Here is a 26,784-nt window from a genome sequence, read left to right as displayed (position 1 = left end):
CGGGTGGCGGAAATGACACGGTCAATGGTGGTTCAGGTGGTAATGAACTCTATGGTGAAGCGGGTAACGATACGTTATCAGGCCACTACACGAGCAATAACTTGCTTGATGGCGGCGAAGGTGATGACACCTTAAAGTTGAGTTCAGCGTCATCATACGCTCGCAGTTATAGCAACAGCTTCCGCGGTGGCCTGGGCGATGACATCATCAGTGGCTCTTACAGTCAGGACACTTACCATTATGACTTAGGCGATGGTCATGACCAGATAACCGACGTGGGTGACATCTCTTCATCGAGTTCCTATAAAGGTCCGGACAAAATCATCTTTGGTGCTGATATTAGCCGTGACATGGTGCAGTTAACCCATAATGCGGCGGGTGACTTGGTTATCACGATAACAGACCCGAACAATGCGGCAAACAATGGTCAGATAGTGGTTAAGTATGGCTACATTTCTGCGTCATCGCATATTGAAGCGATAGAGTTTGCGGGCGACACTAGTGGTGCAAGCAACTTGAGTGAAGCAGATATCATGGCGGCAGGTGCCTTGATGTTAGGCACCGCTAGCGATGATGTTATTACTGGAACAAGCATTGCCGATGTTATTGAAGGCGGAGCAGGTAATGACATTTTAAATGCAGGTGGCGGCAGTGATACTTATCAGTTTGATTCTGGTAGCGGGCAAGATATCATAAACAATTATGATTCAAGTTCATCCAGTATTGATGTTGCACGCTTCGATGATGTATCAATCGAAGATCTCTGGTTTAGTCGTGATGGTAATAATCTGCAGATTAATATCATTGGAACTGATGATCAGGTAGAGGTTAATAATTGGTATAACGGCGCTAATTATCAAGTTGATCAAATTCAGGTTGGCAATTCTGTGTTATTGAATAACCAGTTGGAACAACTTGTTTCAGCCATGGCAAGTTTCGATGTTCCAAGTAATGCTGGTAGTGTTGTTACACAAGCGACCAAGGATGAGTTACAGCCAATTTTGGTAGAGAGTTGGCAAACACTATAGTTAGGCTCACTCTCTAGTTTCACCTGATAGATAAATGGCATCTTACATTGAGTAAGATGCCATTTTTTATTTAGAATCATGCATTGTCTTCTTTGGTAAGCTGTTTTCAGCCAAAACTTGTTAGGTACTACTTGTATATTTAATGAGAAGGGATATCTGTTCTGGAACCATTTACCGCATTGTAAATGCGGCTGGTGCAGCGGGGTTTGGTATCACTGTATTTGTGAATCCATGCATCGTGTTAAGGTCTGGAAACTAAAAAGGTACAGTGCCAGCCATATATCGGAGAAGAATGTGAATATTAAAAGGGTAGTAATTGATTATACAAATGAAATGCACGTAAGCGATTTTTTGTTCTTAATGGATGAGTACGCGAAAGATCCTATGGGAGGCAATGAACCGATATCGCAGTTTGTTGTTGAAAATTAGCATCTGAGCTTTAAAAAATACCTTATACCTTCAGTGTCATTTGTTATATTGATGATAAGCCGCAGTTCTGGAAAAAGCCAGTCTCACGCTATGAAGCTCTTTGAGCTAGAGATAGGGTGAATATGGCAACGCCATAACCCATGAACGAGAAGCATGGAAGTTGTTTGAAACCGCAGAGCCTATAGGGACCGATCTATTTATAAAAAAGTCACAGCGTGTCGCAGAAGTGTTTGCATTTAAGGTCGTTCATTCACATCTATGAGGTCACGACATTGATGCGTCCTTCCATGGCACCTGCCGAAGGCAATTGGTAACAATGGGGCTTTGGTATCAAGAAGCCATTCAAATACCGACTAAACCCAATGGATTCAAAAGATACTTTAGATTTGTTCCCTGACAAACTCATTCGATTTTGTTATCCAGCAAGTATTAACCTTTATAAGAAACTCAACATACTAAGTAAATCCACAAAACCTGTCATTTGACCTTTTATTCTATTAAAAACAGCCATTGTTAATGGGTTTTTATTTTTTACTTTGAAACAAGCCTAATTGTTGTGAACCTTATCGATGTTTAGGGTGAATCAGGTTCAACCAATGCAAAAATATTCATACTTTGTCTATTTTTTTAAGCTATCGCATACTTGCCATCTACAAAGAGAGCACGGCACTTAGGCTATCACCGTTAGCTTTAATCAATTTAAATTTATACAATTCGAGGTACTCGGAAATGACTAACGTCGCACTGTTGTCGATTCTGGCTTTATCGATCGGCATCATTATATTCTGTATCGTCAAACTTAAATTACATCCGTTTATTGCTCTTATCATATCCAGTATTTTCGTCGGTGTGACTATGGGGATGCCGCTTGGGGAGATCATGAGCTCTATCGAAAAGGGCGTGGCCGGTACACTTGGCTTCCTGGCCCTGATCATAGGTTTTGGTACTATTCTAGGCAAGATGCTCGAAGTGTCAGGTGGTGCTGAGCGCATTGGCAAGACCATGCTGAACCGTTTGGGACAGCAGCGTGCAGATAAATCCCATTATCTTAGCTTGGCTCGTCGCTGCCATTATGCACTTGGCTATTGGCTCTGCCACGGTTGCCATGTTGAGCGCCGCGGGTATCGTACTGCCACTTTTGGGGATATATCCAGATGTAAAACCAGAAATTATCGTATTGGCCATCGGTGCGGGTGCTATTGGTTGGACCCATGTGAATGACTCCTTATTCTGGCTGGTTAAGCAGTATCTGGGCGCTTCGATTCAAGACACTTTCAAGTATTTCACCGCCGCTACCGTATTGGCATCATTTGTCTCCCTAGGCGGGATCCTATTATTATCTCAAGTTGTATAAAGAGTAGATTATGAATAAGCAACAAGTAGAACAGCTGGTAAACGAGTTTCCATTACTGCAGAACTTAATTAACCTTAAGCCCCTGAGCTGGTTTAACCCTAATATTACCGATTATGCCACGGCACTCCCTTATGTTGGTTTGACCGATAAAGATGTGCAAGATGCAAGCGAACGTTTACAAAGGTTTGCACCTTTCTTTTGTCGCACTTTCCCTGATACTCGTGCGACGAATGGCATCATAGAGTCACCGCTACAGGCCATTCCCGCCATGCAATCGGCATTAGCTGAGCGCTATGAGTGTGAACTGCCGGGTCAAATGATGATCAAGCTTGATGCGTTACTGCCTATTTCTGGTTCAATTAAGGCTAGAGGTGGTATTCATGAGGTGCTACAGCACGCCGAGAAGTTGGCGCTAGCAGCAGGCCTACTCAGTTTTGATGATGATTACAGCAAGTTAGACTCGGATGAATTTAGAGCCTTCTTTGGAAAATATAAAATAGCCGTGGGCTCTACAGGTAACTTAGGTTTATCTATCGGTATCATGAGTGCAACGCTAGGCTTTAAGGTGAGCGTGCATATGTCATCTGACGCTCGACAGTGGAAAAAGGATAAATTGCGTAGTCATGGTGTTAATGTGGTCGAGTATGAATTTGACTATAGCATTGCCGTTGAACGTGGTCGTGAAGAAGCACTCAAAGATCCCTTCTGCCACTTTGTCGATGATGAAAACTCTACGTCCTTGTTCTTAGGTTACGCCGTTGCCGGTGAGCGCCTGAAACAACAGTTTATCGATCAGGGGATATTGGTTGATGCTGAGCATCCGCTATTTGTGTATCTTCCATGTGGTGTTGGTGGCGGCCCTGGCGGCGTGGCATTTGGCCTTAAGCAAACCTTTGGTGATCATGTTCACTGTATCTTCGCCGAGCCGACTCAGTCACCTTGTATGTTGTTAGGTGTGCATACTGGTTTACATGATAAAATTTCGGTTCAAGACTTAGGCATAGATAATATTACTGCGGCCGACGGTTTAGCAGTTGGACGTGCATCAGGATTTGTTGGTAGAGCGATGGAGCGACTGCTCGATGGTTATATCACCATTAAAGATGATGAGATGTATAAGTTATTGGGGATGATGTACAAAACTGAGCAGCTTAAGCTTGAGCCATCCGCCCTTGCTGGGGTACCTGGCATAGTTCATGTGCTTGCCAATGATGCTTACCTCGATAGGATGCAGCTTAAAAGTAAGCTGGCCAACGCGACTCACTTGGTGTGGGCGACGGGAGGCGGCATGGTGCCAACGGATGAAATGAATAAGTATCTCGAGCGTGCTGAGCTTGTAGGCCTGTCCTGAGTTAATCGCTCTTGCGTATGCAGCGCAGGATAAATCTAAACGGGTTTATGTCGTACTTATATCAATTGCATTAGGTATAAGTACGGCATGGTATTGGTTCATTTTCAAATGCAAAAATCAGACTAGTATCGTAAACTGCATTGGGTAATTTCATTGGGACACATAGCTTATGAATCAAGGCCGGCACGCACAACTGGGCGCGAGTCAATTGGCGAATCTTAATACCTTCGTTAATGCGGCGCAGAACCTGTCTTTTACTCAGACAGCTCAGGTATTGTATCTGACACCCAGTGCGGTCAGCCATAGAATTGGCAAGCTGGAGCAAGAGCTTGGCTTTAAGCTGTTTCATCGTTTACATAAGCAACTTAAATTGACCGAAGAAGGAGCACGGCTGTTTCGCAGTTGTACATTATTATTTTCTCAGCTAGATGAAGAGCTTAATGAGATTCGAACCAATGAATTATCGGGCAGGCTCACTATTTATGCCCGTCCCTCAATTACTCAGTGTTGGCTGGTGCCGCGGATCCATGATTTTCATCAAGCTTATCCAGCTATTCAGCTCGATATTCTTACGGGTAACGAAGATGTTAACTTTCGCACCCAATTTATCGATGTGGCCCTCTATTATGCCAGCGGGCCTTTTCCGGGCCTCGCTAGTATAAAGTTAATGTCTGAAGAAGTGACGCCCGTATGCAGTCTAGACTATGCCGAGCGATTCGATCTTATCGGTAAGCCACACAACTTGAGTCAATGTACCTTGCTGCATGATTGCAAAGCTTGGCCACAAGCGGCCTTTAATGCCGAGTGGTTAGAGTGGGCGAAGTACCATCAAATAATGGGCATAGATAATAGTCGCAGCTTAAGCTTCGATCGCTCTGATTTGGCCGTTATTGCTGCCATGAATAATGCGGGACTCGCTATAGGCCGTAAACGCTTGGTGGATAAACGTCTACGAAGCGGTGAACTTATCGCGCCTTTTGCCTCATTAAGTACTCCCGCCAGCTACCAGTATCATGCTGTTTATAGTGCCGATATAGAGCCAAACCCGAGAGTCCAAGCCTTTCTTAACTGGCTAAAACAGCAGGCCGATGAGGGAGCTGTGGCCAATAGATGTGACAGTTTATAAACTTGAAAAGTTAGTTTGAAAGTCCAAGAAGGCAATAAAACTGCACTTACTTTCTACAGAAAGTATGGCTTCGAACCTTATCAATTAAACATAAAAAATGGCGATGCCCAGTTCTGGAAAAAACCAGTGTAAAGGCAGCCTAGCCTATTTCACCAACTCATTGTTACAGATGATTTCCTTTATATTACTAGCAGAGAAATAAACCTAGATATAGTTAACCAATAACATCCTTGGGTCATGGCAAGTGATTGATTAATAATAGGTTGTCTTTATTTTTGACTTCGTATGTATAGATGGCCACTAGACACTGAGTCCCCACATGTCGAAGGTCTCTCGACACAGCTGCTCCCTGAAGTCAGGATGGGCAATATCGATAAGGGCCCTAGCCCGCTCTATGAGTGAACGCCCCCGCAGGTTTACACAGCCGTATTCGGTGACGATATAGTGGACATGGGCCCGGGTGGTTACCACCCCAGCGCCGGGTGAGAGTACGGTGGCAATCCTCGACACCTTGCCCCCCGATGCGGTGCTCGGCAGGGCAATCACAGAGCGGCCACCTTCGGACAGGCCGGCACCACGGATAAAGTCCATCTGACCACCGACGCCGGAGTAGATCTTCGTGCCCAGGGAGTCGGCACAAATCTGGCCCGAGATATCGATCTGCAGCGCCGAGTTGATCGCCATGACATTGGGGTTCTTGCGAATGATGGCGGTGTCATTAACCTGCTCGATATCCATGAATATTACCGAGGGATTATCATCGACATAGTCATACAGGCGTTGACTGCCCAGGGCAAAGCCGGTCACTGTCTTGCCTGGATAGACCTTCTTCTTGCTGTTGTTAACGGCACCAAGCTCAACCAGATTGAGCACCCCGTCGGAGAAGAGCTCGGTATGGATCCCTAGGTCTTTATGGCCCCCCAAACAGCTGAGCACAGCATCGGGAATGGCGCCTATGCCCATCTGCAGACAATCACCGTCTCTGACCAGCTCGGCTACGTTATTACCTATCGCCAAGCTGACTGCATCGCTGGCGGCTAGCGGATGTTGTGGCAGTGCTGAACTTTCTTCATAGACGGCGGAAAATTTACTGTAGTGAATGAAACCGTCTCCGTGGGTACGGGGCATCTGCGGGTTGATATGGGCGATGATCTTGCCCGCCACCTGACAGGCCGCCAGTGTGGCTTCCACCGAGATCCCCAGCGAGCATATGCCATGTTTGTCCGGCGGTGAGACCTGAATGATTGCGGTATCGATCTTCTGTTCCCCCGAACGGAACAATTTTGGCACTTCGGAGAGGAAGATAGGCACATAATCTGCGTCTCCCTGTTGCAGCAGTCGCCGTGTCGGCAAGCCGCCGAAGAAGCAGCGATGGCGCAGGTGCCCTTTGAGATTGTCATTACTCAGTGACTCGGCGCCCTCGGTGTGGAGTTGCAGCAGAGTCAGATCTTGTCGACTCAAGGCATGTTCCGCCAGGGCATTCAGTAGCAGCCTGGGGGTGGCTCCCATGGAATGGGTCCAGAGGTTTTCGCCACTCTGGATCAGAGAGACGGCTTCGAGCGCACTAGTACAAACAATTGGTGCCATTGATATTTCCCTGGGTGTTTTTAATTGTCAGCTGCCGAAATACTAGCAAGGCCAGGTCTAATGCAATATAGACCTGGCCGAAAACTGATAGCTGAGGCCTAAAACAGTTGCCGAACTTATGTTCATAAATATTGACAGTGATGGCGGCCAATGTCAGATAAAGGCAGATAAAGGGGTCGCAGCGAATTAGAGTCTTCGAATAAACTAAGATACTTTTTCTAATCAATGTCAGCTTAATTAGACCCAATGCTTTAATTTGCTTCTGTCTAAAAATGAGTTACAACCAGAAAACTCTAATTGGAAGAAATAAATATTCAGGTGTGAACGCGGCTGTGACCTTCCGTGACATGGCCAAAAATGTTCCATACATTTTTCGGCATTCCCTACGTCCGCGTAGGTCAGATGTTTTGGCTGAGGCTATATGGACTGTGCTTGAATGATATCCTATCTAAAGGCCAGTTCAGCTTCCATGCTTCTCGTTCATAGGCACATGGCTACGCCATATTCACCGTGTCACAGAACCTTCTCAAAAAAAGAGCGCACAATTATCGCCGGACAGGCGGTAGATAACAATGCAATATCGGTAATCAGAATATGCCAAGTACAAGACCTGCCCAATGAACCAATCAAAAAGATATTTAAAACCTGCTCTCAGACAAGTAAACCGTTTTGATTCTAAATGAGTTACATTTTCTCTATACCTTCAATCGAAGAAACTAATAACCCGATGTAGATGCGGCTGTGGGCTTCGGTTTCAGGGATGAAACCGCAGAGCGTATAGGGACACTTCTTATGAAATTAAGAGCCAGCGTCCCACTGAAGTATCTGCATATGAGGCCGTTCTTTCACATCCATGTGATCACGACATTCGTATATCCTATACAGCACCTGCTGCAAGCAATAAATACCAGCGAAGCTATGGTATTTAGCAAACTAATCAAATAACAATTAGGTCCAATGAGCCCTACTCAAAGATATTTCAGAAACTTGTTATTCGACAAGTCAGCAAGTTTTTGATCTTTTACTCTATTAAAACAGGGCAAAATCCTTTAGGTTAAGATTTGGTTAAATGAGACGAACGTACACATAGGGTTGACGAGGTACTAGGTCCTAGAACCTCGTTAGACTAAGCGAAAAGTTTAATCACTATAATTAAATAAGATTATCTTGGGAGAAGAGCAGATGAAATCCGCCGAAGAGCAGTTATCGACTTATAAAAGTGTTCACCTGAATCCTAAGAATATCAGGACTCACTTCGTTGGGGTTCCTTTGATCATCTGGTCTATATTTTTACTGCTAAACCTTATCCCGGTTAATTTTTTCGCCTGGGATGATCCTGCTATCAGCATCAATGTGGCGTCGGCTTTCGCTATTGGTGTGCTTATCTATTATTTCAAACTGCACGCTCGTTTGGCGATTGGCTTAGCTCTGTTTATTCTGCCTGTGCTCTATACCTCTCACTTGGTTGCCGAAGTGCAAGGCGCGGTTTGGATAGCTATAGCCGTGTTTGTTGTGGGTTGGGTGTTCCAGCTTATCGGTCATAAATATGAGAAGGCTAAACCTGCGTTTGTCGACGATCTTAACCAGCTCTTGATTGGGCCATTTTTCCTGATGGCAGAATTGTATTTTATGTTAGGACTGGAGAAAGAGTTAGATAAGCAGATAACCCCCTTGGCGGTAGCAAAGCGTCGCGCTCTGGAGACACTGCGCCGCGAGGCGAGATCCTAAGCGAATTCGGATTAATCTGTTAAAGGCGCATTATGCGCCTTTTTTGTGAGTACTTTTTATATCAGTGTCTTTACATCTACACTATTTAAACCAGCACAGTCAGTACAGCAGTATTACTAACTTGATGCCTTCTTTGGAAGTTCATAGTGCTGGGGCATGATACGTACGGTTTTAATCATGTTTTCGGCCACGTCGATGACTTCGATGGGGTAGCCTGAAATACGCATGCTGGTATTGGGGGTGGGAATGTCTTCCAGATATTCGATGATAAGACCGTTGAGGGTCTTAGGTCCATTGGTGGGAAAGTCCCATTTCATCTCTTTATTGAGTTCCCGAATATTGATGCAGGCTTCGATAAGGAAGCTACCATCTTGTTGCTGGTTAATCTCTTCACTCGGGGTGGGTTCCGATGAGGTGGTAAAATCGCCCACTATCTCTTCGAGTATGTCTTCGAGGGTGACTAACCCCTGAATATCACCGTATTCATCTACCACCAGGCCGATACGCTCCTTGTTCTGCTGGAAGTTACCCAGTTGCACATTGAGAGGGGTTCCCTCTGGGATGAAGTAAAGTTCTTTCACTGCTCGTAGTAAGGAAGATTTGCTGAACTGATTCTTGGACTGTAGACGTAGCGCATCGCGCAGGTGCACGAAGCCGACGGCATCGTCGATATTGTCTCTAAACAATAGGACCCGAGTGTGGGGGCTCTGGATCATCTGCTTAGTGATGCTCTTGAAGTCATCATTGATATTGATGGCGAACAGCTCTGAGCGGGGGATCATAATGTCTTCTACGGTCACTTTCTCAAGGTCCATTATCGAAAGTAACATCTCCTGGTGACGCCTGGGGATGAGTGCGCCCGCCTCGTGAACTACGGTTCTTAGTTCCTCTTTGCTTAGGGCATCTGAGGTTTTAACTGAACGTATTCCCAGTAAGTGCAGAAAGCCTGAAGTGAATAAGTTTACCGCTTTCACTAGGGGTAAGAGGATAACCAGCAACCATTTGAGCAGTAAGCTGGATGGGAAGGCGATGCGCTCCGGGTGTAACGCGGCTACTGTTTTCGGTGTCACCTCGGCGAAGACCAGCACCACTAAGGTGAGTACACCAGTTGAGATGGCCACGCCCATATCGCCAAACAGCCGCATACCTATGATAGTTGCTATAGCTGAGGCGAGGATGTTGACTAAGTTATTGCCGATGAGGATAAGGCCAATGAGTCTGTCGGGCCGGTCCAGTAATTTCATTGCGCGTTGAGCGCCCTTATGACCGCTGGAGGCTAAGTGCTTAAGTCGATAGCGGTTAAGGGTCATCATGGCGGTTTCTGAGCCCGAAAAATAGGCTGAGATGATGAGTAACACGACAAGAATGATGAGCAATGCGCTGGTTGATATGGCGTCCAAAAAGGAGCTCCATTAGTTGGCTATGACATCTGCAATTCAGTTATCGCTATACCTGTTAGCTTATCTGAATTTCGGGTATGTCTGTATTTAGAATTTATTCAAAGAATAGTAATTACATCGGTTTGAGTTTTGTGTCAAGTTAGCCCGTCTATATGCGCAGGGGGAATCGCAGCGCATATAGAGAGTTAGTCATTGAAATGATTAAGATAATATTATCTCTTTTACTATTCTGGCGCCAAAGTAGGCCAGTGACAACATGACGGCTCCCGTGAGGGTATAAACCACAGCGGTTCTTATTCTACAGCCTACCCAATACTGTTGAGCAAGCATGGCGATATAGGTAAACCAGGCCATGATAGACAGCACTGCCTTGTGGCCCTTGCCATCTTCGAACATGTCATCGAGGAAGATAAAGCCAGTGGCGAGAGAGAGACTCAATAAGATAACGCCAACAATCACCAGATGATAAAGTTGTTTTTCAACTGTCATCAGAGGTGGCATTGATGGGCTTAGCATCAGTTTCTTACTCTTTAATCTATGTTGAATTATCGCCAATTGTATGGCGTAGAGGGCGGCGATCATCAGGGCGCTATAGGCCATCAATGACAACACTACATGGACTAATATGTCGGGATGGATCTCAAAATGGGTGATGTATTGCGGTGGCACCAACCAGAGTAGTGCGACTGAGATGACGGAGCAGGCATACACAACTGGCACGACGACAATCATCTTGAGTCTGAATAATAAGACGGTAAAGCTGAAGGCAATGATCCAGTTCACCATAGAGATGACATTGGTCAAGCTAAAGTTTTGCCCATCAGTTGTCAGGATCGCCTGAGATAATGCTGCCGCATGAAGTACCACGCCAATAGCGGCAAAGCTAGCGACAAGACGGCGATTAGGCCCATCGGCATGAAACAGACGGCTGGCCACTAACACTAAGGCTATGGAGTAAAAGAGCATGGCTGAAGCGGAAAATAAAACCATTGAGTAATTAACCTATCGTTTTGTTTGCTATGGACTGCTTAACACACCACCAATGCGAAGGGGGAGAAGCAAGTAAAGCCTTCTTTTTAATCTTACTCCTAGAGTAACACGAGCTAAGGTGGGTTGTGCAGTAGATAAAGGTACAAAAATTAGTGCTTTCTGAGCGTTAGACCTAAGTTTTACACTTTAGCCCGGCTTTATATAGGGGAAGAGCTGGTTATCTTGCACCATAGCAGTAGCATATTATCTGGGCGTCGCTATAATACTGCCCATTAATATGAATTCTAAATGGTAAGAACGCGATAATGTTTGAGAACCTAACGGACAGATTGTCACGCACGCTGAAAAATATCAGTGGTCGTGGTCGCTTAACAGAAGATAATGTTAAGGACACTCTACGAGAAGTGCGTATGGCACTGCTTGAGGCCGATGTAGCCTTGCCTGTTGTACGTGCCTTCGTCAACAGCGTTAAAGAGCGCGCCGTTGGTCAAGAGGTCTCTAAGAGTCTGAGTCCGGGGCAAGCATTCATTAAGATTGTCCAGAGCGAACTTGAAAACGCCATGGGCGAGGCCAACGAAGGCCTGGACCTCTCGGCGCAGCCGCCAGCAGTGATCATGATGGCGGGTCTTCAAGGTGCGGGTAAAACCACCAGTGTTGCAAAACTGGGTAAGTTCCTCCGCGAGCGAGAGAAGAAATCTGTATTAGTGGTGAGCGCCGACGTATACCGTCCGGCAGCGATTAAACAGCTGGAGACCTTGGCTACCGAGGTCGATGTGCAATTCTTCCCATCTGACGTCAGCCAGAAGCCTATCGATATCGTTAACGCGGCGCTGGCTCATGCCAAGCTTAAGTTCATCGATGTAGTGATTGTCGATACAGCGGGTCGTCTGCATGTCGATGAGAGCATGATGGATGAGATTAAGGCGCTGCATGCAGCGGTCAATCCTGTCGAGACTCTGTTTGTTGTCGATGCCATGACGGGTCAGGATGCGGCTAACACGGCTAAGGCCTTCAATGAAGCGCTACCCTTAACCGGTGTAGTACTGACTAAAGTCGACGGTGATGCCCGCGGTGGTGCGGCTCTGTCTATTCGTCATATTACCGGCAAGCCAATTAAATTCTTAGGTGTCGGCGAGAAAACAGACGCCCTAGAGGCATTCCATCCAGATCGTGTCGCTTCACGTATCTTAGGTATGGGTGATGTGCTGTCACTCATCGAAGAAGTTGAGCGCGGCGTCGATAAAGACAAGGCGATGAAGCTCGCCGCTAAAGTGAAGAAGGGCGGTAGCTTCGATCTAGAAGATTTCCGTGAGCAGCTGCAGCAGATGAAGAACATGGGCGGCATGATGGGCATGATTGAAAAACTGCCTGGCGTCGGCCAGCTGCCCCCTGAGGCGCTAGCTCAGGTGCAGAGCGGTAAGATGACTAACCAGATGGAAGCCATCATCAGCTCTATGACACCGGGTGAGCGTAAGCGTCCCGATATCATTAAAGGTTCACGTAAGCGCAGAATCGCCTTGGGCTCAGGTACGCAGATCCAAGATGTGAACCGTTTGCTTAAGCAGTTTACTCAGATGCAGAAGATGATGAAGAAGATGTCAGCTAAAGGCGGCATGAAGAAGATGATGCGTGGTATGAGTGGTATGCTACCACCTGGAATGAAGATGCCGGGTCGTTAAGACCCGCTGTTTAATCAGTTTAATAGCCCACAGATGCTAATATTGTGTCTGTGGGTTTTTTATTTACATCAGCTTTCAGTAAGTGGTGATGTAAAAATTATTAATAGGCATTTTGATTAAAGAGAGTGGAATTTAATCAGAATTGCTATATTTGGTTGCATTCGTCGGCAGGTAAGGTAAAATCGTCCGGCTTTCTATCTGGGACTCTTCGCGAACACGGAGTTCCAGTTTTTATTTTTGCTTCATGAGAAGCAAATCATTAGAGGATAAAAGACGCATGGTTACCATTCGTTTAGCTCGTGGCGGCGCAAAAAAGCGTCCATTTTACAATATCGTAGTTGCTGATAGCCGTAAGGCTCGTGACGGTCGTTTCATCGAACGTGTTGGTTTCTTCAACCCAATGGCTCGTGGCCAGGAAGAAACTCTACGTTTAGACCTAGCTCGCGTTGAGCACTGGGTTGCAACTGGTGCTACTACATCTGAACGTGTAGCTAAGTTGATCAAAGACGCACGTAAAGCTGCTGCTTAATAGCGTTAAGGTATAGATTGATGAGTAGTAAACAAGAACCTGTCGTACTGGGGAAATTAGGATCCAGTCATGGCATTAAGGGTTGGTTGAAGATCACTACCTATACCGATTCTGTTGAAGGTATTTTTGACTATTCTCCTTGGTTGATAAAAGAGCAAGGTGAATGGCGTGAGGTTAAGGTGCTGCAGTGGCGCTTTCAGGGTAAGGCAGTTGTCGCTTCTCTTGAAGGTGTAGAAACTCGGGACCAGGCGCAAATGCTCACAAATTGTGAGATTGCGGTTACTCAGCAGCAGATGGAGACCTTGCCGGAAGATGAATTCTACTGGCGAGATCTTATCGGTTGTGAAGTGGTTAATACCAAAGGTTACAACATGGGCAAGGTGCAGGAGATCGTGGAAACAGGATCGAATGACGTGCTCTTAGTTAAAGCCAACGCGAAAGATGGCTTCGGCAAAGCGGAACGTATGATCCCCTTTGTCACCGAACAGTTCATCATAGAGGTGAACTTGCCGGAAAAACAGATCACAGTGGATTGGGATCCGGACTTTTAAGTCGAGGTAGAACATATGCGGTTAGGGGTAGTAACCCTGTTTCCTGAGATGTTTCGCGCCGTAACAGACTTTGGAGTAACGGGTCGGGCCGTTAAGAATGGCCTGCTGGAGTTGCAAACGTGGAATCCTCGTGATTTCACCCATGATAGACATAATACAGTGGATGATCGCCCTTACGGTGGTGGCCCTGGTATGTTGATGATGGTGCAACCATTGCGCGACGCTATCCATGCAGCGAAAGCTGCTATTGGTGACAGTGCGAAGGTGATTTATCTCTCTCCTCAGGGACGCAAGCTGACACAGCAAGGCGTCGAAGAGTTAGCTAAATCGGACAGTTTGGTTTTAGTGTGTGGTCGATACGAAGGTATTGATGAACGCATTATTCAGACTGAAGTGGATGAAGAGTGGTCAATCGGAGATTACGTGCTTTCGGGCGGTGAACTTCCTGCGATGGCTTTGATTGATTCAGTATCACGGCTGGTTCCCGGTGTTCTGGGAAAAAAGGCCTCGGCGGAGCAGGATTCCTTCTCTGACGGATTATTGGATTGTCCCCACTATACTCGCCCTGAAAGCTTGGATGGTTTAGATGTACCGGCAGTCTTGTTAAGTGGCAACCACGAACATATTAGACGCTGGCGTCTGCAACAAAGTCTCGGTAGAACTTTGTTACGACGACCAGATTTATTAGAAAATCTAGCTCTGACTGACGAACAAACGAAGCTACTAAATGAGTTTGTTGAATAAACGAACCCAAGTGGATAGTTACGATCGGTTATTTCTAGTATGGAGTTTATTTCATGAATAACATCATTAAAATGCTCAACGAAGAGCAAATGAAGCAAGATGTACCAGAGTTTGGTGCAGGTGACACAGTAGTTGTTAAAGTACGTGTTGTAGAAGGCGGTAAAGAGCGTCTACAGGCGTTCGAAGGCGTTGTAATCGCTAAGCGTAACCGTGGCGTTCACTCTGCATTCACAGTACGTAAGATCTCTAATGGTGAAGGTGTTGAGCGTGCGTTCCAGATTCACAGCCCAATCATCTCTAGCATCGAAGTTAAGCGTCGCGGCCGTGTTCGTCGTGCTAAGCTTTACTACTTACGTGAGCGTTCAGGTAAGTCTGCACGTATCCGTGAGAAGCTAACTACTAAGTAATTTAGTAGTACGCAGTAAGAAAAGATGCAGTGTTCGCACAATAACCCGCCTTATGGCGGGTTTTTGTGATCTTGGGGGAAAGAAAAGTTTCGAGCTCAAGACAAGGCTAAGAAAGTTCTGAGTTGCGAGTTGCGAGTTAAAGATAGAGCTGAGAAAGTTATAAGTCTCGAGATAGAACTGAGAAAGTGTCGAGTTACGAGTTTTAAGCTGTAAGGCTCGAGATTAGGCTGAGAAAGCTGTAAGGCCAAAGCACATAAAAACCACAGGTCATTCCGGCATGCTTGTGGCCGGAATCCAGTTTTTAGCTGTAAGTTTCGAGGCAAGGCTGAGAAAGTGTCGAAGTTCGGGGCTCGGGGCTCGGGATAAGCCAAAAACAAAGACGTATTACAGGCTGATATCGCATATCAAACTTACAGCTTAGAACTTCATTTTTTAATTCCATGATTTTTTCTTTAGTTTACAGATCTTGCTTGATCTTATTTTAATCCGCAGGCATAGTTAGTTCACAGGTGTAATGGTGTAGCAGTACGGTGATACGAGTTGTATCGGTAGCATGCATTACAAATAGCATTGAAGACACTCTTGATTAATAACTGAATCGATTTATAACGGATAGACCTTAGGTGGGTAGTATGCAGCAAGATACGATTAACAACGTTCACATCAGCTCTGAGAAAGTATTAGTGACTCCTGAGGAGTTGAAGCTTGAAATTCCTCTGTCTCAGGCTGCATATCATTACGTGCTTAATGCCCGTAAGACCGTTGCCGATATCGTACATAAGCGTGATAACCGAGTCTTGATTGTGACCGGTCCTTGTTCTATCCATGATATCGAGTCAGCCAAAGAGTATGCCCTCAGGCTCAAGAAGCTACATGATGAATTAAGTGATGAGTTCTACATCCTGATGCGAGTCTATTTCGAGAAGCCCAGAACCACAGTGGGCTGGAAAGGCATGATCAACGATCCTGATATGGATGAGTCATTCGATGTGGAGAAAGGCCTTAGGCAGGCTCGAGAGTTGATGATCTGGCTTGCGGAACTAGGTCTTCCGGTTGCAACCGAGGCATTAGACCCTATCAGCCCACAATACATGTCTGAGTTAGTCACTTGGTCTGCCATCGGCGCACGTACGACCGAGTCCCAGACTCATAGAGAGATGGCTTCGGGTTTGTCTATGCCGGTGGGCTTTAAGAATGGCACCGATGGCAAGCTTGGTGTTGCTATCAATGCGCTTGAGTCTGCGGCGAGTGGGCATAGGTTTATGGGAATTAACCAAAAGGGGCAGGTGGCGTTACTGCAAACGGCGGGTAACCCGGATGGTCACGTGATCTTGCGTGGCGGTAAGACACCTAATTATGATGCCCAGAGCGTTGCCGAATGTGAGCGTCAGTTACATGCAGCTAAGCTTAATGCTCGTCTGATTGTCGATTGTAGCCACGGCAACTCCTTAAAAGATCATAGAAAACAGCAGGGGGTCTGTGAAGATGTATTTGCTCAGATCCTGCAGGGCAATCAATCTATCATAGGTGTTATGCTCGAGAGCCATCTCAATGAAGGTCGCCAAAACAGCGATAAGCCCATGAGTGAGCTGGCTTACGGGGTTTCTGTTACCGATGCCTGTATGGATTGGGCAACCACAGAGCAGATTTTACGTGAAGGTTCAGCATTATTAACTCACGTATTACCGTCTCGATTTGATATGCTAAAAGTCGTCAATGCCTGAATATACTGGTTAGCTGCTTTGACAGCTAATCGGTGAGCAATCGATTTTACGTTTTCTTGATGGACAGAATATAGATGAATGAAAAAACAACATCGGATCTTGAGAACCTCAGAGGTCTGATCGATGGTGTGGATCAGCAATTGATCCACCTTTTAAGAAAGCGTCTCGACCTTGTAGCTCAGGTCGGAGCGGTTAAACATGGCGCAGGACTTCCTATCTATGCTCCTCAGCGAGAGGCTGCTATGTTGGCCAAACGAAGAGATGAAGCCCAGAAGATGAACGTCTCTCCCCAGCTGATTGAAGATATTTTACGTCGCCTGATGCGTGAATCTTATCTCAATGAGAAAGATGTCGGCTTTAAGCAAATAAATGAAGATCTCGGTGATGTTGTGATCGTGGGTGGTGAGGGTAAGCTAGGTGGCTTGTTCTCCCAGATGCTCACTTTGTCAGGTTATCAGGTTAAAGTATTGGATAAAGATGATTGGGCCAGCGCAGCGCAGACATTCGAAGGCGCAGGTCTGGTCATCGTCACTGTGCCTATCTCTATTACCTGCGAACTAATTAGAGATAAGCTATCATCCTTGCCAAGCGATTGTATCTTAGCCGATTTGACCTCAGTTAAAACTGAACCCGTTAAGGCGATGCTTGCGGCTCATAGCGGTCCCGTCGTGGGACTCCATCCCATGTTTGGCCCAGATGTTGGCAGTTTAGCTAAACAGGTGGTTGTAGTCTGTCATGGGCGTGATAGTGATAAATATCAATGGCTACTGGAACAGATCAAGATCTGGGGTGCTCGCCTCGTCGAAGCCGAGCCTGAAAAGCATGATAAAGCCATGCAGCTGGTTCAGGCCATGCGCCATTTTTCATCCTTCGTGTATGGATTAAACCTATACAAGGAAGAAGCCGACATTGGCTCCTTATTACAGTTTAGCTCGCCAATTTACCGATTGGAGCTGGCCATGGTGGGGCGTTTATTTGCTCAGAGTCCTGAACTGTACGCCGATATTATCTTCGCTCAGAAAGAGAGCATGCATGCGATAGGGGATTACCTGGATAACTATTCTCAAGCCTTGTCTCTTCTACAGGCTGGCGATAGGGATGCGTTTGTTGCTCAGTTTAAGGAAGTTGCGCAGTGGTTTGGTGATTTCGCGCCTCAGTTCCAACGCGAGAGTCGCGCCATGCTACAGAGCGTTAATGATATGAAGACTGATTAATTTATGCTTATTTAAATAGGCTCACTTTTTAATAAAGCCTATTTAGTCAATTGGGCGATAGAGATATAAATGATAAGAGTTTTCATTTGCATTTCTACCTTCATGTTCACCTAAGTCACTTAAATTTAAACAATTTTATGTCTATATCAGAAATGGGAGCTTAGGCTCCTTTTTTGTTTTCTACTGCAGTTATATTGCTAGAAGCTCTCCTATCTATATAGCGGGAAAGCTAAATTGATCTAGCGCATAGTTATCTTCATTAAAATAGAAAGCCCTACCTCAATATGGACTATGGCTTTAGACTATTTCAAAACATGCAAATAAAAAGCATGATTAAAGGAGCAGTAGTAATGTTTTGTATTCAGTGTGAACAAACAATGAGAACGCCGGTCGGAAATGGCTGTAGTTATGCCCAGGGCATGTGTGGCAAGCTTGCCGAGACTTCGGATTTGCAAGATCTACTTATTTATCTACTTCAGGGTGTCTCGGCCTATGCGGTTAAAGCTCGCGAATTCGATATCATAGACAGCGAAGTCGATACGTTCGTGCCTAAAGCCTTCTTCGCCACCCTGACCAATGTCAACTTCGATGATGATCGGATTGTGGGCTATGTAGAGCATGCGAATGAATTACGTACACGTTTAAAAACTGCCTATGAAGCGGCATGTTCGGCGTCTGGTCAGACTCCTGTCGAGTTGAGTGCGCCAGCGCAGCTGGTCCTAGGTGCATCTAAGCCAGAAATGTTGGCTCAGGCCGTGGTTGCACTGCCAAACCGTGGTGATGTTCACGAAGATATTCTTGGCCTGCGCCTATTATGCTTATACGGGCTCAAAGGTGCGGCGGCTTATATGGAGCATGCACGCGTGCTTAGCCAGACCAATGATGAAGTCGCCGGTGAGTTTCATGAGATCATGGCTTTCTTGGGTGAAGATTCGGTTGATGGCGATAAGCTATTCGGCACAGCGATGGAGATAGGTCAGTTAAACTATCGCATCATGGAGATGTTGGATAAAGGCGAAACAATGGCTTTCGGTCATCCAGAGCCGACTCTAGTTAATACGGTTGCAGTGAAAGGTAAGGCGATCTTAGTCTCGGGCCATGACATGGTCGATCTTGAACTTATTCTGCAGCAGACAGAAGGCAAGGGCATCAATGTCTTTACCCATGGTGAGATGCTACCGGCACTGGCTTACCCGGAATTTAAGAAATACCCACATTTGGTGGGGAACTACGGCAGCGCTTGGCAGAATCAACAGAAAGAATTCGCTAACTTCCCCGGCGCCGTGGTGATGACTTCTAACTGTATTATCGATCCTAATGTTGGTGACTATTCCGATCGTATCTTCACCCGCAGTATCGTGGGTTGGCCAGGTGTTACCCATCTGACCGGTGAAGACTTTAGTCTAGTTATAGACAAAGCGTTGGAGCTGGAAGGATTCGCCTATGATGAAATTCCTCATATGATCACCATAGGTTTTGCGCGTAATGCATTGATGGCGGCGGCTCCTGCGGTAGTCGAGAATGTGAAGAATGGCTCGATTAAGCATTTCTTCCTTATCGGTGGCTGTGACGGCGATAAGAATGAGCGTAGTTATTTCACCGATTTAGCGACTCAGGCTCCCGACGATTCGATCATCATGACCTTAGGTTGTGGTAAGTATAAGTTCAACAAACTCGAGTTCGGTGAAATCAATGGTATACCGCGTCTGCTCGATATTGGTCAGTGTAACGATGCTTACTCTGCGATCCAACTGGCGCTAGCGCTATCTGAGGCATTCGAGTGCGAACTCAATGAGCTGCCTTTGAGCATAGTGCTTTCATGGTTTGAGCAAAAAGCGATTGTCGTCTTGCTGACCTTGTTGTCATTAGGCGTTAAGAATATCCGTACCGGTCCGACTCCACCTGCTTTCTTGAGTGATAATCTGATCAAGATTCTAGAGGATAAATTTGGTCTGCGTACCACTACAACTGCCGAAGAAGATCTTAAAACTATCTTAAACGCCGCTTAATCAGCCCCTGAAATAACTGACTGGCTCGTTTATTGGCCAGTCAGTTACCTTACTTTCGATCCCTAAGGTTTTACATGAGTATTGACACTATTTCCCGGCCCTCGCTACACAATCATGAACGTCAACTGGCATCCAACGACTGGCAACATGGGCAAGTAGAGCTCCAGTGTGTCGAAAAGTGGCAAGAGACCCATGATGTGTTCAGTTATCGGTTTCAGGGGATTGAACCGGTAAAATTTCAGTTCAAGCCCGGGCAGTTCCTTACGTTTAATATGGACATCGACGGTAAGAAAACATATCGCAGTTATACTATCTCCTCCTCTCCTTCTCGTCCCTACTCGATTGTTGTGACGGTTAAATGCATCGAGGGAGGACGAGTATCGAATTACTTAGCCGAATCATTAAATGTCGGTGACACTATCAACGCCAGCGGACCCGATGGAGTATTTAATCTGGTCGATATCAAGGCCGATAAATACCTGTTTCTCAGTGCCGGTAGTGGCATAACGCCCATGTTTTCGATGTCACGTTGGTTAACCGATACTCAGGTCGGTGCCGATATCGCCTTTCTCAATTGCGCTAAGAGTCCGGAGGACATGATTTTTAGGACTGAGCTGGACACAATCAGGTTTAATAATTCGGCCTTTAATCTCAGTTATATTCTGGAGTCAGGTGCAGAGCGACTTCCCCAAGGGCTTAGCTGGGGAGAGGGACGCATCGATGCTGAACAGCTCAACAGACTCGTTGAAGATTATAAACAGAGAACCATTTTTGTCTGTGGTCCTGAGCCATTTATGAAGGGAGTCGAGTCTCTACTCGAATCATTGAATTTCGATATGAGCCGTTACCATTATGAGAGCTTCGGCACAGAGCTATCGCGGAACGATGAAATGGTTATCACTGACGTCGATAATACTGCAACTGGCTTTATGCTGCGTATCGGTGATAATTCACGTGCCATGGGTCAGGGTGAAACTCTGCTAGAGGGTATCGAAGCCGAAGGCTTGCCTATCATAGCTGCTTGCCGCGCGGGTGTTTGTGGTGCTTGTAAGTGCAAGGTTATCGAGGGTGAAACCGAGTCGAGCAGTGAGATGACATTGACCCAGGACGAGATAGCACAAGGTTATGTACTGGCTTGCTCTACTAAGTTAAAGAGTGATGTTTTACTGCAGTTATAGAGATTTAAGGCTAGTCTTTTCTAGCTAGTCAGTGACAACCTGTGATTTTTTATGAGGCTGAATTTGCGCTATAGCCTATGACAACGTATTGTTAAAGATGAAACTCACTGCTTTATCTTTAATTTTGTGTTTGTGGAGCCAATCTATGATATCGACAACCTCCGAGAGAGTATCTATAGACGATCCAAGCTTGGCGCATCTTCTCTATGCCTTGATGTCAGCATTCCCCATCTTCTTTCTGCCAACCTTAGTCGGGCTCTTTATCAATTTAGGTCAGAGGACTTCATGTTCCGGTGACATGATATCGTCGCACCTTCGCTGGCAGAGACACTCCATTATTGGTTTTATGCTGATGGGCGGAATAGGCTTATCGTTAACTCAAATATGGCTGAGTTCCATTGTCTACTCGATAGCGATACTCTGGTTTTGCCATAGAATTGTCAAAGGTTGGTTGAATCTCACCGATGGTGCCGCCGTGTAGCTTGGCATATGTAGATTAGCTAAAAAAAGAGGACAGAAATGTCCTCTTTTTTGTGCTCAGCTTTATTTTTTCTTTCTTATGGAAGCTTACTGATAAAGCTTTCTTAGGATCTCACCGCGTACTTGCAACTCGGCGTCGAAGGCTTCATTATTCGCTGAGAAGTTGAGTATCAGGCCATCGGCTGCCAGTTGCTTGGCGGCTATAGAGTGTGCTACCAGTGTCGTTGGTGTAGATGCGTAGCTTGGATTCACTAAGATCGGCAGGTGAGATAGTCCCTTTAACTCCACCAATGCGGCTAAGTCCAGTGCGGGTTTGACCGAATCATTGAAGGTTCTGATCCCTGACTCGCACAAGATTAGCTGTTGATTACCTTGGCTTAAGATAATTTCTGCAGCATCAATATATTCCTCTACACTGGCCATGGTATTGCGCTCTAGAATGACAGGCATATGCAGACAGCCAACTTGTTTCAGCAGGCTGTGATTATGCATCTGCTTACCTGCTATCAATAATATGGTGCCATGCTCGGCTGCTAGCTTCAGCTCGACTTCATGCTCAACAGAGATGATACATTCCAAGCCAAATTGATAGAGAGACTTCTTAAAGGCGAGAATACACAGTTCGGCGCTGTGTTGGCGTGATAGACCTTCCAGGATCACGGCTTGGAAACCTGCTTCTTTCAGAGATTTGGCTTTTTGACTGAAGCGTTCACTCTCTTGGGGTAATGACACGAGTGCTAGTGCACCGAATTGTCCATCACCAATTTGCAACTGGCCACAAATGATCTGAGAAGCATCTTGTTTATCCTCTTTAGCCGAACGTAAGTGTCGTGAGCTGGGTTGCATATCCCGATTATTATTTATATTTTGTGCTCTGCTGGTATCGGGCTCTATCATAAGTTGACTGTTTGAGAGTTGAGTTGGGTTAACCGTTTCACAGGGATAACAGCCTAAAACTTTAATGAAGCGGGTAATACGCTCCAGCTCTTTGAGGGCTGATTGCATCTCTGAACTGGATAAATTGGCATCGAGATCTAAGTAAAACATCTCTTCCCAAGGCGTACCAGGAATGGGGCGGGATTCTAGCTTACTCATGTTGAGGTTATGTGCCTTGAGTACTAATAAGGCTTCGACTAAGGCGCCTGGTTTCTGGCCGGTAGCCATGATGAGCGTCGTTTTAGCCGGAAGTTGCTCTGGCACGGCAATCGCTTTTCGGGCTACGACGATGAAGCGGCTTTGGTTAATCTTCTGGTTAGCTAAATCATTCTGTATGGATTCGAGCTGATAGAGGGCCCCCCCTTCAGCGCTGCCAATTGCGGCAACACTCGAATCATCGCTCTCCATCACTCTGTCCATGGCTTCGGCACTGCTTGAGCAATATTCGAGTTTAAATTCAGGGTGTAAATTTAGATAACGACTACATTGGCTGATAGGCTGCGGGTGGGCATAGACGGTTCTTATCTCTTTGGTCGTGCAGCCGTTCTTGGCCAGCAGACAGTGACCGACTTCTATGGTTGTTTCACCAACAATGGCAAGGCTGGTGTGCTGGAGCACATCATAAACTTCATTGATTGAACCCGATGAGGTATTTTCGATAGGAAGGAAGCCATAATCGGCGTGGCCGGATTCTACCGATTGAATGATCTCGTCGAAACTCTTACAGCCTAGGTCTTGCATATCGACTTGACGTCTGTCGCAGTAGCGGCTCGCCGCTAAATAGGAGTATGAGCCCCTCGCACCAAGATAAGCGACACAATACTGTTGCTTTTGACTGTCTGGGTTTGCTCTCCCTTGAAGGTAAGCTTGCTGGTTCAGTACAGAATCTTCGATGATATTCTGATAGAGAGAGATAACATAATGTGCGTCGAGCCCTTGATTACGGCCCTCTTTCACCAGTCTTGCCAGTAGCTCTTTTTCTCTTTGAGTATCGCGGATAGGCCGAATATCGACCTCTTTACTGCGGGCGACATCCAGACTTAAATTACGACGCTTAGCTAAGAGTGATAATAGATCTTTGTCTAAAGCGGTGATCTGTTCACGTGTCTGGTTCAAAGCTTGTGGTTTGCTCATGTTGCCCTCAATCTTACTACTACAAAAAACGGTTACAAAAAAGCCTCCCTTAGGGAGGCTTTGGAATTTTCACTTTCGTTTTTACACCGAAATTCCGCCTCCCTAGATGGGGGGAATAAAAAAGAAAGTAAAAAAGTGATCGCTGAATATTTTCATCTGTACAAATTAAAGCCCGTGCTCTGTACTGTCAATGAAAATCTATGCAATTTTTATAAATTCATAGTTAAAGACAACGTTTTTGCCTATTTAAACTTAGAATTAAAAAAGCGCACCTGAGGTGCGCTTTGGGATGAAACGAATAAAAAATCAAACTGAGAATGCCTCCTAATGGTGATTGAATCTTCAATCTTTCGCTTCTTAACCTCAAATAAGGGAAGCGAGATCTTAGGTTCACTCGATATCTCTAAAGAAAATATGGATCCGATATCGTTAACTGTTCAGGCTTTATCGCTGTTTTTAGCTCAATGGCCGAATGCGTTGCTGTTGTCATTAGCATTTGCCGCATAGTGGCACTTTAAATCGCCCGTACCCATGTTACGTTTAGCATCACGCGTATAACCGTTTTATTTGTCAATATACCTTCTGTATTTCTAATGGAAATCTCGTCTTTCACTTTACCATTTATGATAGAAAGTGGAGTCTTGATTTCACCGCATCCCGGTCAATGGTCTCTTTGTTTACATCTTTCTATTTACTGCTGCCATTAACCTAGTCAAAAGCGTAAGTGAGATGCGTACTTTACAAAATCGGGCGTGTTAGCTGTTTTTAGCTTATTGGCCTAATGCATTGCTGGCGCTATTGTGATTAGCTATTGCTGCATTGTGGCGTATCTGTTCGCCCGTTCCCTTTTACAAACTAATTTGCTAAGTTTCCCAAGCTCGTCAATTATCTTGATCTGATTGTAGACCTTAGTGATACTTCACCACCTAAGTTGTGGAAAGTTAGACTGTTTGGCCTTATGTGCAGCCCCTGTTGGAGATGCTCCTCTTATGACTAGGCGAATTTAGACTAATTTAGTCAGTCATCCTTTATTGCTAATTACTAAGCATCCCTGATGACATTTTTACGCCTATCGCGCAAGTTAAATGTTTTGGCCTCCGAATTGGTGTAGAACATTTTTTCATCTTCACCATACCTTAATAGTAGCATGGTGTAAGGGTTTCGCTCTGTATTACGGTCGATTTATAGTCAGTTTTTCGAAATGTGAATCGACCGTTTTTAAGAGTAGTTGTTTATGTTTGAAAAGCACTGAATCATTGACGACTCAGGCTGCATATTCTTCTTCAAATTCACCTTCAAGACCATCGTCGAGCGCTGCTTCATCTCTTTTAAGCGCGGTATAGCGCTGAGCCTCTGGCTTATGGGTCTGGCGGTTTAGCTGCTTCTCAAGCTTCTGTCCCATGGCATTGATGGCGGAGTAAAGATCTTCATGTTTGGCTTGGGCGAAAAGCTTATGACCGGGAATGCCTACAGATGCTTCGATTTTAAACTGCTGCTTCTCTTGGGTGATGATCACATGGGGATTGATCAGCTGTATGTCATGCCTAGAGAGCTTCTCTAAACGTGCCTGAATACGTTCGCGGATAAGTGGAGTAACTTCAAGGTGTTTACTTGTAATCTTTGTCATATATTGAACCTTTTGTTGTTTCCTTGAATTCAGATTACCAAGCTCAGCGGTAAAAGTCGTGATCTAGATCACATTTTCGTGGTGATTTCTGGCCGTTAGCTTTTAATTTGATCACTCAGTCATTTTTAGAAAATATCTGTTAAAAAAGCCTTGAAAACTGATTTAAACAGGCTCATATTTGAACGGATAAGTTTAGTTACTTATCTATTCTTGCCTCCCAAACCATCTTCAAATATCATCTGCCGCGTATCCTTTTAAACATCCACAATGGTGTTTAGTCATTAGGTTTTTACTAGGTAAAAAATGAATAATAGAGTGAGAGTTTGGGATATCCCAACAAGAGTATTCCATTGGACAATGATAGGCCTGTTAGCGGGCTTGTGGTGGTCGGCAGATGCCGGAGAGTTGGTGTGGCATCAGGTGATGGCTTACTCAATGCTGGTACTGATTGTATTTCGACTAATCTGGGGCATCGTTGGCAGTGACACAGCCAGATTCAGCCATTTTATTAAGCATCCAAAAACAGTGTTCCAATATATCACTAATATCAAACGTCATGGTGTGTCGCCTAGCGTAGGTCATAACCCGCTAGGTGGTTATATGGTGCTGGCGTTAATAGGTATTTTGACGCTTCAGCTATCAACTGGGCTGTTCGCGACTGACGATATCTTTACTGAAGGCCCATTTTATAATTATGTCTCACATGAAACAGCCTTGTGGTTGACTTGGCTACATAAGCAAACATTCAATTTCATTTTATTGTTAGCCTCGATACATGTATTGGCTGTGCTGGTACATACGTTGAAAGGTGATAAGCTTATTTTGCCTATGATCACTGGCTATAAGAAGGTAGCGGAGCAATCTGGTAGCACGCTCGCGTTCAGATCTTTCTTTATAGCACTGCTACTTTTTGCACTTCTGGCTGGGGTAGTGGGAAATTACCTCATCTTGCCGATTGTCCAGATGCTGTGATACTCAAATTATAGTTTTATAAATCAGCAATAAAAATGCCAGAGTTCATCAGACTCTGGCATTTTTAATTGCTAAACATTAGAAAAGATTAGCAATTAATCTTTCTTGTAGACGTCATGACAGCCTTTACAGCTCTTAGCTACCTGCATAAAAGATTGCTTCAACAATTTTTTATCGTCAGATGCCGAAGCAAGAAGTAGTGCTGCAGCATTGTCCTGTAGGGCTTTCATCTTAGAGTCAAAGTCTGACTTTTCAGTCCAGATCTTTGCTAAGGCTCCGGTCTCTCCCTGATCTGAACCTGGGATAAAACCTTCCAAAGGAAGCTTAGACAGGGCGGCAACATTTTCCGCGCGCATGGCAAAAACCTCTGAGTCAAACGGCTTCTTGCCTTTTAACATGGCACCCATATCACCGAAGTTATGTGCCATAAGGCTGAAGGCTGATTGACGGTAATGTATAGCATCATCAGCTTCTTTAAAGTTACTTGCCTGTACTGCTGTAGACAAGATGGCACTAGATACCAATGCCAAAACTGTCATTTTTAATTTTTTGTTCATTGTATTGCTCTCACGAATTTTTCTGATTATGTGATGTTCCACTCGGTATT

General features: G+C 45.3%; 22 protein-coding genes, 1 pseudogene and 1 other annotated feature. Of the genes and pseudogenes, 17 read left to right on the top strand and 6 right to left on the bottom strand.

Features of this window, described 5'->3' with window-relative positions:
• The 5 genes and pseudogenes from FS373_RS30635 to dsdC all read left to right on the top strand — a co-directional run.
• Window positions 1–1,028: calcium-binding protein (locus FS373_RS30635; RefSeq protein ID WP_322619589.1), on the top strand; the 1,028-nt coding region annotated here is incomplete at its 5' end.
• Between the two features lie 1,158 nt (window positions 1,029–2,186).
• A pseudogene (locus FS373_RS32835) lies at window positions 2,187–2,438 on the top strand (D-serine transporter DsdX); the annotation flags it as partial.
• A 46-nt stretch (window positions 2,439–2,484) separates the two neighbouring features.
• Window positions 2,485–2,811 (top strand): hypothetical protein, encoded by a 327-nt coding sequence (locus tag FS373_RS31750; RefSeq protein ID WP_322619588.1) that lies wholly within the window; start codon window positions 2,485–2,487, stop codon window positions 2,809–2,811.
• 10 nt (window positions 2,812–2,821) lie between these two features.
• On the top strand, window positions 2,822–4,162 hold the full coding sequence (locus FS373_RS30625; RefSeq protein ID WP_152831454.1) for a D-serine ammonia-lyase: 1,341 nt from the start codon (window positions 2,822–2,824) through the stop codon (window positions 4,160–4,162).
• Window positions 4,163–4,331: 169 nt separating this feature from the next.
• On the top strand, window positions 4,332–5,288 hold the full coding sequence (dsdC, locus tag FS373_RS30620) for a DNA-binding transcriptional regulator DsdC (RefSeq protein WP_152831452.1): 957 nt from the start codon (window positions 4,332–4,334) through the stop codon (window positions 5,286–5,288).
• 300 nt (window positions 5,289–5,588) lie between these two features.
• Here the strand turns inward: dsdC and FS373_RS30615 are convergent, their stop codons facing one another.
• Window positions 5,589–6,875, bottom strand: a complete 1,287-nt coding sequence (locus FS373_RS30615) for an acetyl-CoA hydrolase/transferase family protein (RefSeq protein WP_152831450.1) — start codon at window positions 6,873–6,875, stop codon at window positions 5,589–5,591.
• Window positions 6,876–8,057: 1,182 nt separating this feature from the next.
• Here FS373_RS30615 and FS373_RS30610 point away from each other — a divergent pair.
• Entirely contained in the window at window positions 8,058–8,603 is a 546-nt protein-coding gene (locus FS373_RS30610) for a DUF962 domain-containing protein (protein ID WP_144047712.1), read from the top strand.
• 116 nt (window positions 8,604–8,719) lie between these two features.
• Here FS373_RS30610 and FS373_RS30605 read toward each other — a convergent pair whose 3' ends face one another.
• Entirely contained in the window at window positions 8,720–10,003 is a 1,284-nt protein-coding gene (locus tag FS373_RS30605; RefSeq protein ID WP_144047711.1) for an HlyC/CorC family transporter, read from the bottom strand.
• 201 nt (window positions 10,004–10,204) lie between these two features.
• Complete coding sequence (locus FS373_RS30600) at window positions 10,205–10,993, bottom strand: cytochrome C assembly family protein (RefSeq protein WP_144047710.1); 789 nt, start codon at window positions 10,991–10,993, stop codon at window positions 10,205–10,207.
• Between the two features lie 305 nt (window positions 10,994–11,298).
• Between FS373_RS30600 and ffh the strand changes: the two genes are divergently transcribed.
• The 10 genes from ffh (at window position 11,299) to FS373_RS30550 (ending at window position 21,509) form a co-directional block, all read left to right on the top strand.
• A complete protein-coding gene (gene ffh / locus FS373_RS30595; protein ID WP_144047709.1) occupies window positions 11,299–12,672 on the top strand; it encodes a signal recognition particle protein in 1,374 nt (457 codons plus the stop codon).
• 277 nt (window positions 12,673–12,949) lie between these two features.
• On the top strand, window positions 12,950–13,201 hold the full coding sequence (rpsP, locus tag FS373_RS30590; RefSeq protein ID WP_077752732.1) for a 30S ribosomal protein S16: 252 nt from the start codon (window positions 12,950–12,952) through the stop codon (window positions 13,199–13,201).
• A gap of 20 nt (window positions 13,202–13,221) precedes the next feature.
• Entirely contained in the window at window positions 13,222–13,752 is a 531-nt protein-coding gene (rimM, locus tag FS373_RS30585) for a ribosome maturation factor RimM (protein WP_144047708.1), read from the top strand.
• Between the two features lie 15 nt (window positions 13,753–13,767).
• Window positions 13,768–14,496, top strand: a complete 729-nt coding sequence (gene trmD / locus FS373_RS30580) for a tRNA (guanosine(37)-N1)-methyltransferase TrmD (protein ID WP_152831449.1) — start codon at window positions 13,768–13,770, stop codon at window positions 14,494–14,496.
• A 53-nt stretch (window positions 14,497–14,549) separates the two neighbouring features.
• Entirely contained in the window at window positions 14,550–14,903 is a 354-nt protein-coding gene (gene rplS / locus FS373_RS30575; protein WP_144047706.1) for a 50S ribosomal protein L19, read from the top strand.
• A gap of 632 nt (window positions 14,904–15,535) precedes the next feature.
• Window positions 15,536–16,627, top strand: a complete 1,092-nt coding sequence (locus FS373_RS30570) for a 3-deoxy-7-phosphoheptulonate synthase (RefSeq protein WP_144047705.1) — start codon at window positions 15,536–15,538, stop codon at window positions 16,625–16,627.
• Window positions 16,628–16,701: 74 nt separating this feature from the next.
• Window positions 16,702–17,841 carry a bifunctional chorismate mutase/prephenate dehydrogenase gene (tyrA, locus tag FS373_RS30565; protein WP_144047704.1) on the top strand — a complete coding sequence of 380 codons (1,140 nt, stop codon included), beginning with the start codon at window positions 16,702–16,704 and terminating at the stop codon, window positions 17,839–17,841.
• 350 nt (window positions 17,842–18,191) lie between these two features.
• Entirely contained in the window at window positions 18,192–19,850 is a 1,659-nt protein-coding gene (gene hcp, locus FS373_RS30560; protein ID WP_152831447.1) for a hydroxylamine reductase, read from the top strand.
• A 74-nt stretch (window positions 19,851–19,924) separates the two neighbouring features.
• The gene (locus FS373_RS30555; RefSeq protein ID WP_144047702.1) at window positions 19,925–21,028 is read left to right on the top strand and encodes a hybrid-cluster NAD(P)-dependent oxidoreductase; all 1,104 of its coding nucleotides are present in this window, start codon (window positions 19,925–19,927) and stop codon (window positions 21,026–21,028) included.
• Between the two features lie 145 nt (window positions 21,029–21,173).
• Complete coding sequence (locus tag FS373_RS30550) at window positions 21,174–21,509, top strand: hypothetical protein (RefSeq protein ID WP_144047701.1); 336 nt, start codon at window positions 21,174–21,176, stop codon at window positions 21,507–21,509.
• Between the two features lie 86 nt (window positions 21,510–21,595).
• On the opposite strand, the gene FS373_RS30545 is transcribed toward FS373_RS30550, so the two are convergent.
• Entirely contained in the window at window positions 21,596–23,578 is a 1,983-nt protein-coding gene (locus tag FS373_RS30545; protein ID WP_152831445.1) for a chorismate mutase, read from the bottom strand.
• A 33-nt stretch (window positions 23,579–23,611) separates the two neighbouring features.
• Window positions 23,612–23,732 (bottom strand) — a sequence feature (Phe leader region).
• A 1,110-nt stretch (window positions 23,733–24,842) separates the two neighbouring features.
• Window positions 24,843–25,205, bottom strand: coding sequence for a ribosome hibernation-promoting factor, HPF/YfiA family (gene hpf / locus FS373_RS30540; RefSeq protein ID WP_144047700.1), 363 nt, complete (start codon window positions 25,203–25,205; stop codon window positions 24,843–24,845).
• A gap of 303 nt (window positions 25,206–25,508) precedes the next feature.
• Here hpf and FS373_RS30535 point away from each other — a divergent pair, with 303 nt between their 5' ends.
• Entirely contained in the window at window positions 25,509–26,177 is a 669-nt protein-coding gene (locus FS373_RS30535; protein ID WP_144047699.1) for a cytochrome b/b6 domain-containing protein, read from the top strand.
• A 95-nt stretch (window positions 26,178–26,272) separates the two neighbouring features.
• Here the strand turns inward: FS373_RS30535 and FS373_RS30530 are convergent, their stop codons facing one another.
• Window positions 26,273–26,734, bottom strand: coding sequence for a c-type cytochrome (locus FS373_RS30530; protein ID WP_144047698.1), 462 nt, complete (start codon window positions 26,732–26,734; stop codon window positions 26,273–26,275).
• Window positions 26,735–26,784: the final 50 nt, after the last annotated feature.

The sequence above is a fragment of the Shewanella sp. YLB-07 genome (assembly GCF_009377275.1).
The sequence above is the reverse complement of the archived record's forward strand: the minus strand, read 5'-3'. Positions and strand labels throughout refer to the sequence as shown.

Coding starts and splice junctions, on each gene's coding strand:
- FS373_RS30625 (WP_152831454.1), top strand. CDS start 2,822: ATGAATAAGCAACAAGTAGAACAGCTGGTAAACGAGTTTCCATTACTG.
- dsdC (WP_152831452.1), top strand. CDS start 4,332: ATGAATCAAGGCCGGCACGCACAACTGGGCGCGAGTCAATTGGCGAAT.
- FS373_RS30615 (WP_152831450.1), bottom strand. CDS start 6,875: ATGGCACCAATTGTTTGTACTAGTGCGCTCGAAGCCGTCTCTCTGATC.
- FS373_RS30610 (WP_144047712.1), top strand. CDS start 8,058: ATGAAATCCGCCGAAGAGCAGTTATCGACTTATAAAAGTGTTCACCTG.
- FS373_RS30600 (WP_144047710.1), bottom strand. CDS start 10,993: ATGGTTTTATTTTCCGCTTCAGCCATGCTCTTTTACTCCATAGCCTTA.
- ffh (WP_144047709.1), top strand. CDS start 11,299: ATGTTTGAGAACCTAACGGACAGATTGTCACGCACGCTGAAAAATATC.
- rpsP (WP_077752732.1), top strand. CDS start 12,950: ATGGTTACCATTCGTTTAGCTCGTGGCGGCGCAAAAAAGCGTCCATTT.
- rimM (WP_144047708.1), top strand. CDS start 13,222: ATGAGTAGTAAACAAGAACCTGTCGTACTGGGGAAATTAGGATCCAGT.
- trmD (WP_152831449.1), top strand. CDS start 13,768: ATGCGGTTAGGGGTAGTAACCCTGTTTCCTGAGATGTTTCGCGCCGTA.
- rplS (WP_144047706.1), top strand. CDS start 14,550: ATGAATAACATCATTAAAATGCTCAACGAAGAGCAAATGAAGCAAGAT.
- FS373_RS30570 (WP_144047705.1), top strand. CDS start 15,536: ATGCAGCAAGATACGATTAACAACGTTCACATCAGCTCTGAGAAAGTA.
- tyrA (WP_144047704.1), top strand. CDS start 16,702: ATGAATGAAAAAACAACATCGGATCTTGAGAACCTCAGAGGTCTGATC.
- hcp (WP_152831447.1), top strand. CDS start 18,192: ATGTTTTGTATTCAGTGTGAACAAACAATGAGAACGCCGGTCGGAAAT.
- FS373_RS30555 (WP_144047702.1), top strand. CDS start 19,925: ATGAGTATTGACACTATTTCCCGGCCCTCGCTACACAATCATGAACGT.
- FS373_RS30550 (WP_144047701.1), top strand. CDS start 21,174: ATGATATCGACAACCTCCGAGAGAGTATCTATAGACGATCCAAGCTTG.
- FS373_RS30545 (WP_152831445.1), bottom strand. CDS start 23,578: ATGAGCAAACCACAAGCTTTGAACCAGACACGTGAACAGATCACCGCT.
- hpf (WP_144047700.1), bottom strand. CDS start 25,205: ATGACAAAGATTACAAGTAAACACCTTGAAGTTACTCCACTTATCCGC.
- FS373_RS30535 (WP_144047699.1), top strand. CDS start 25,509: ATGAATAATAGAGTGAGAGTTTGGGATATCCCAACAAGAGTATTCCAT.
- FS373_RS30530 (WP_144047698.1), bottom strand. CDS start 26,734: ATGAACAAAAAATTAAAAATGACAGTTTTGGCATTGGTATCTAGTGCC.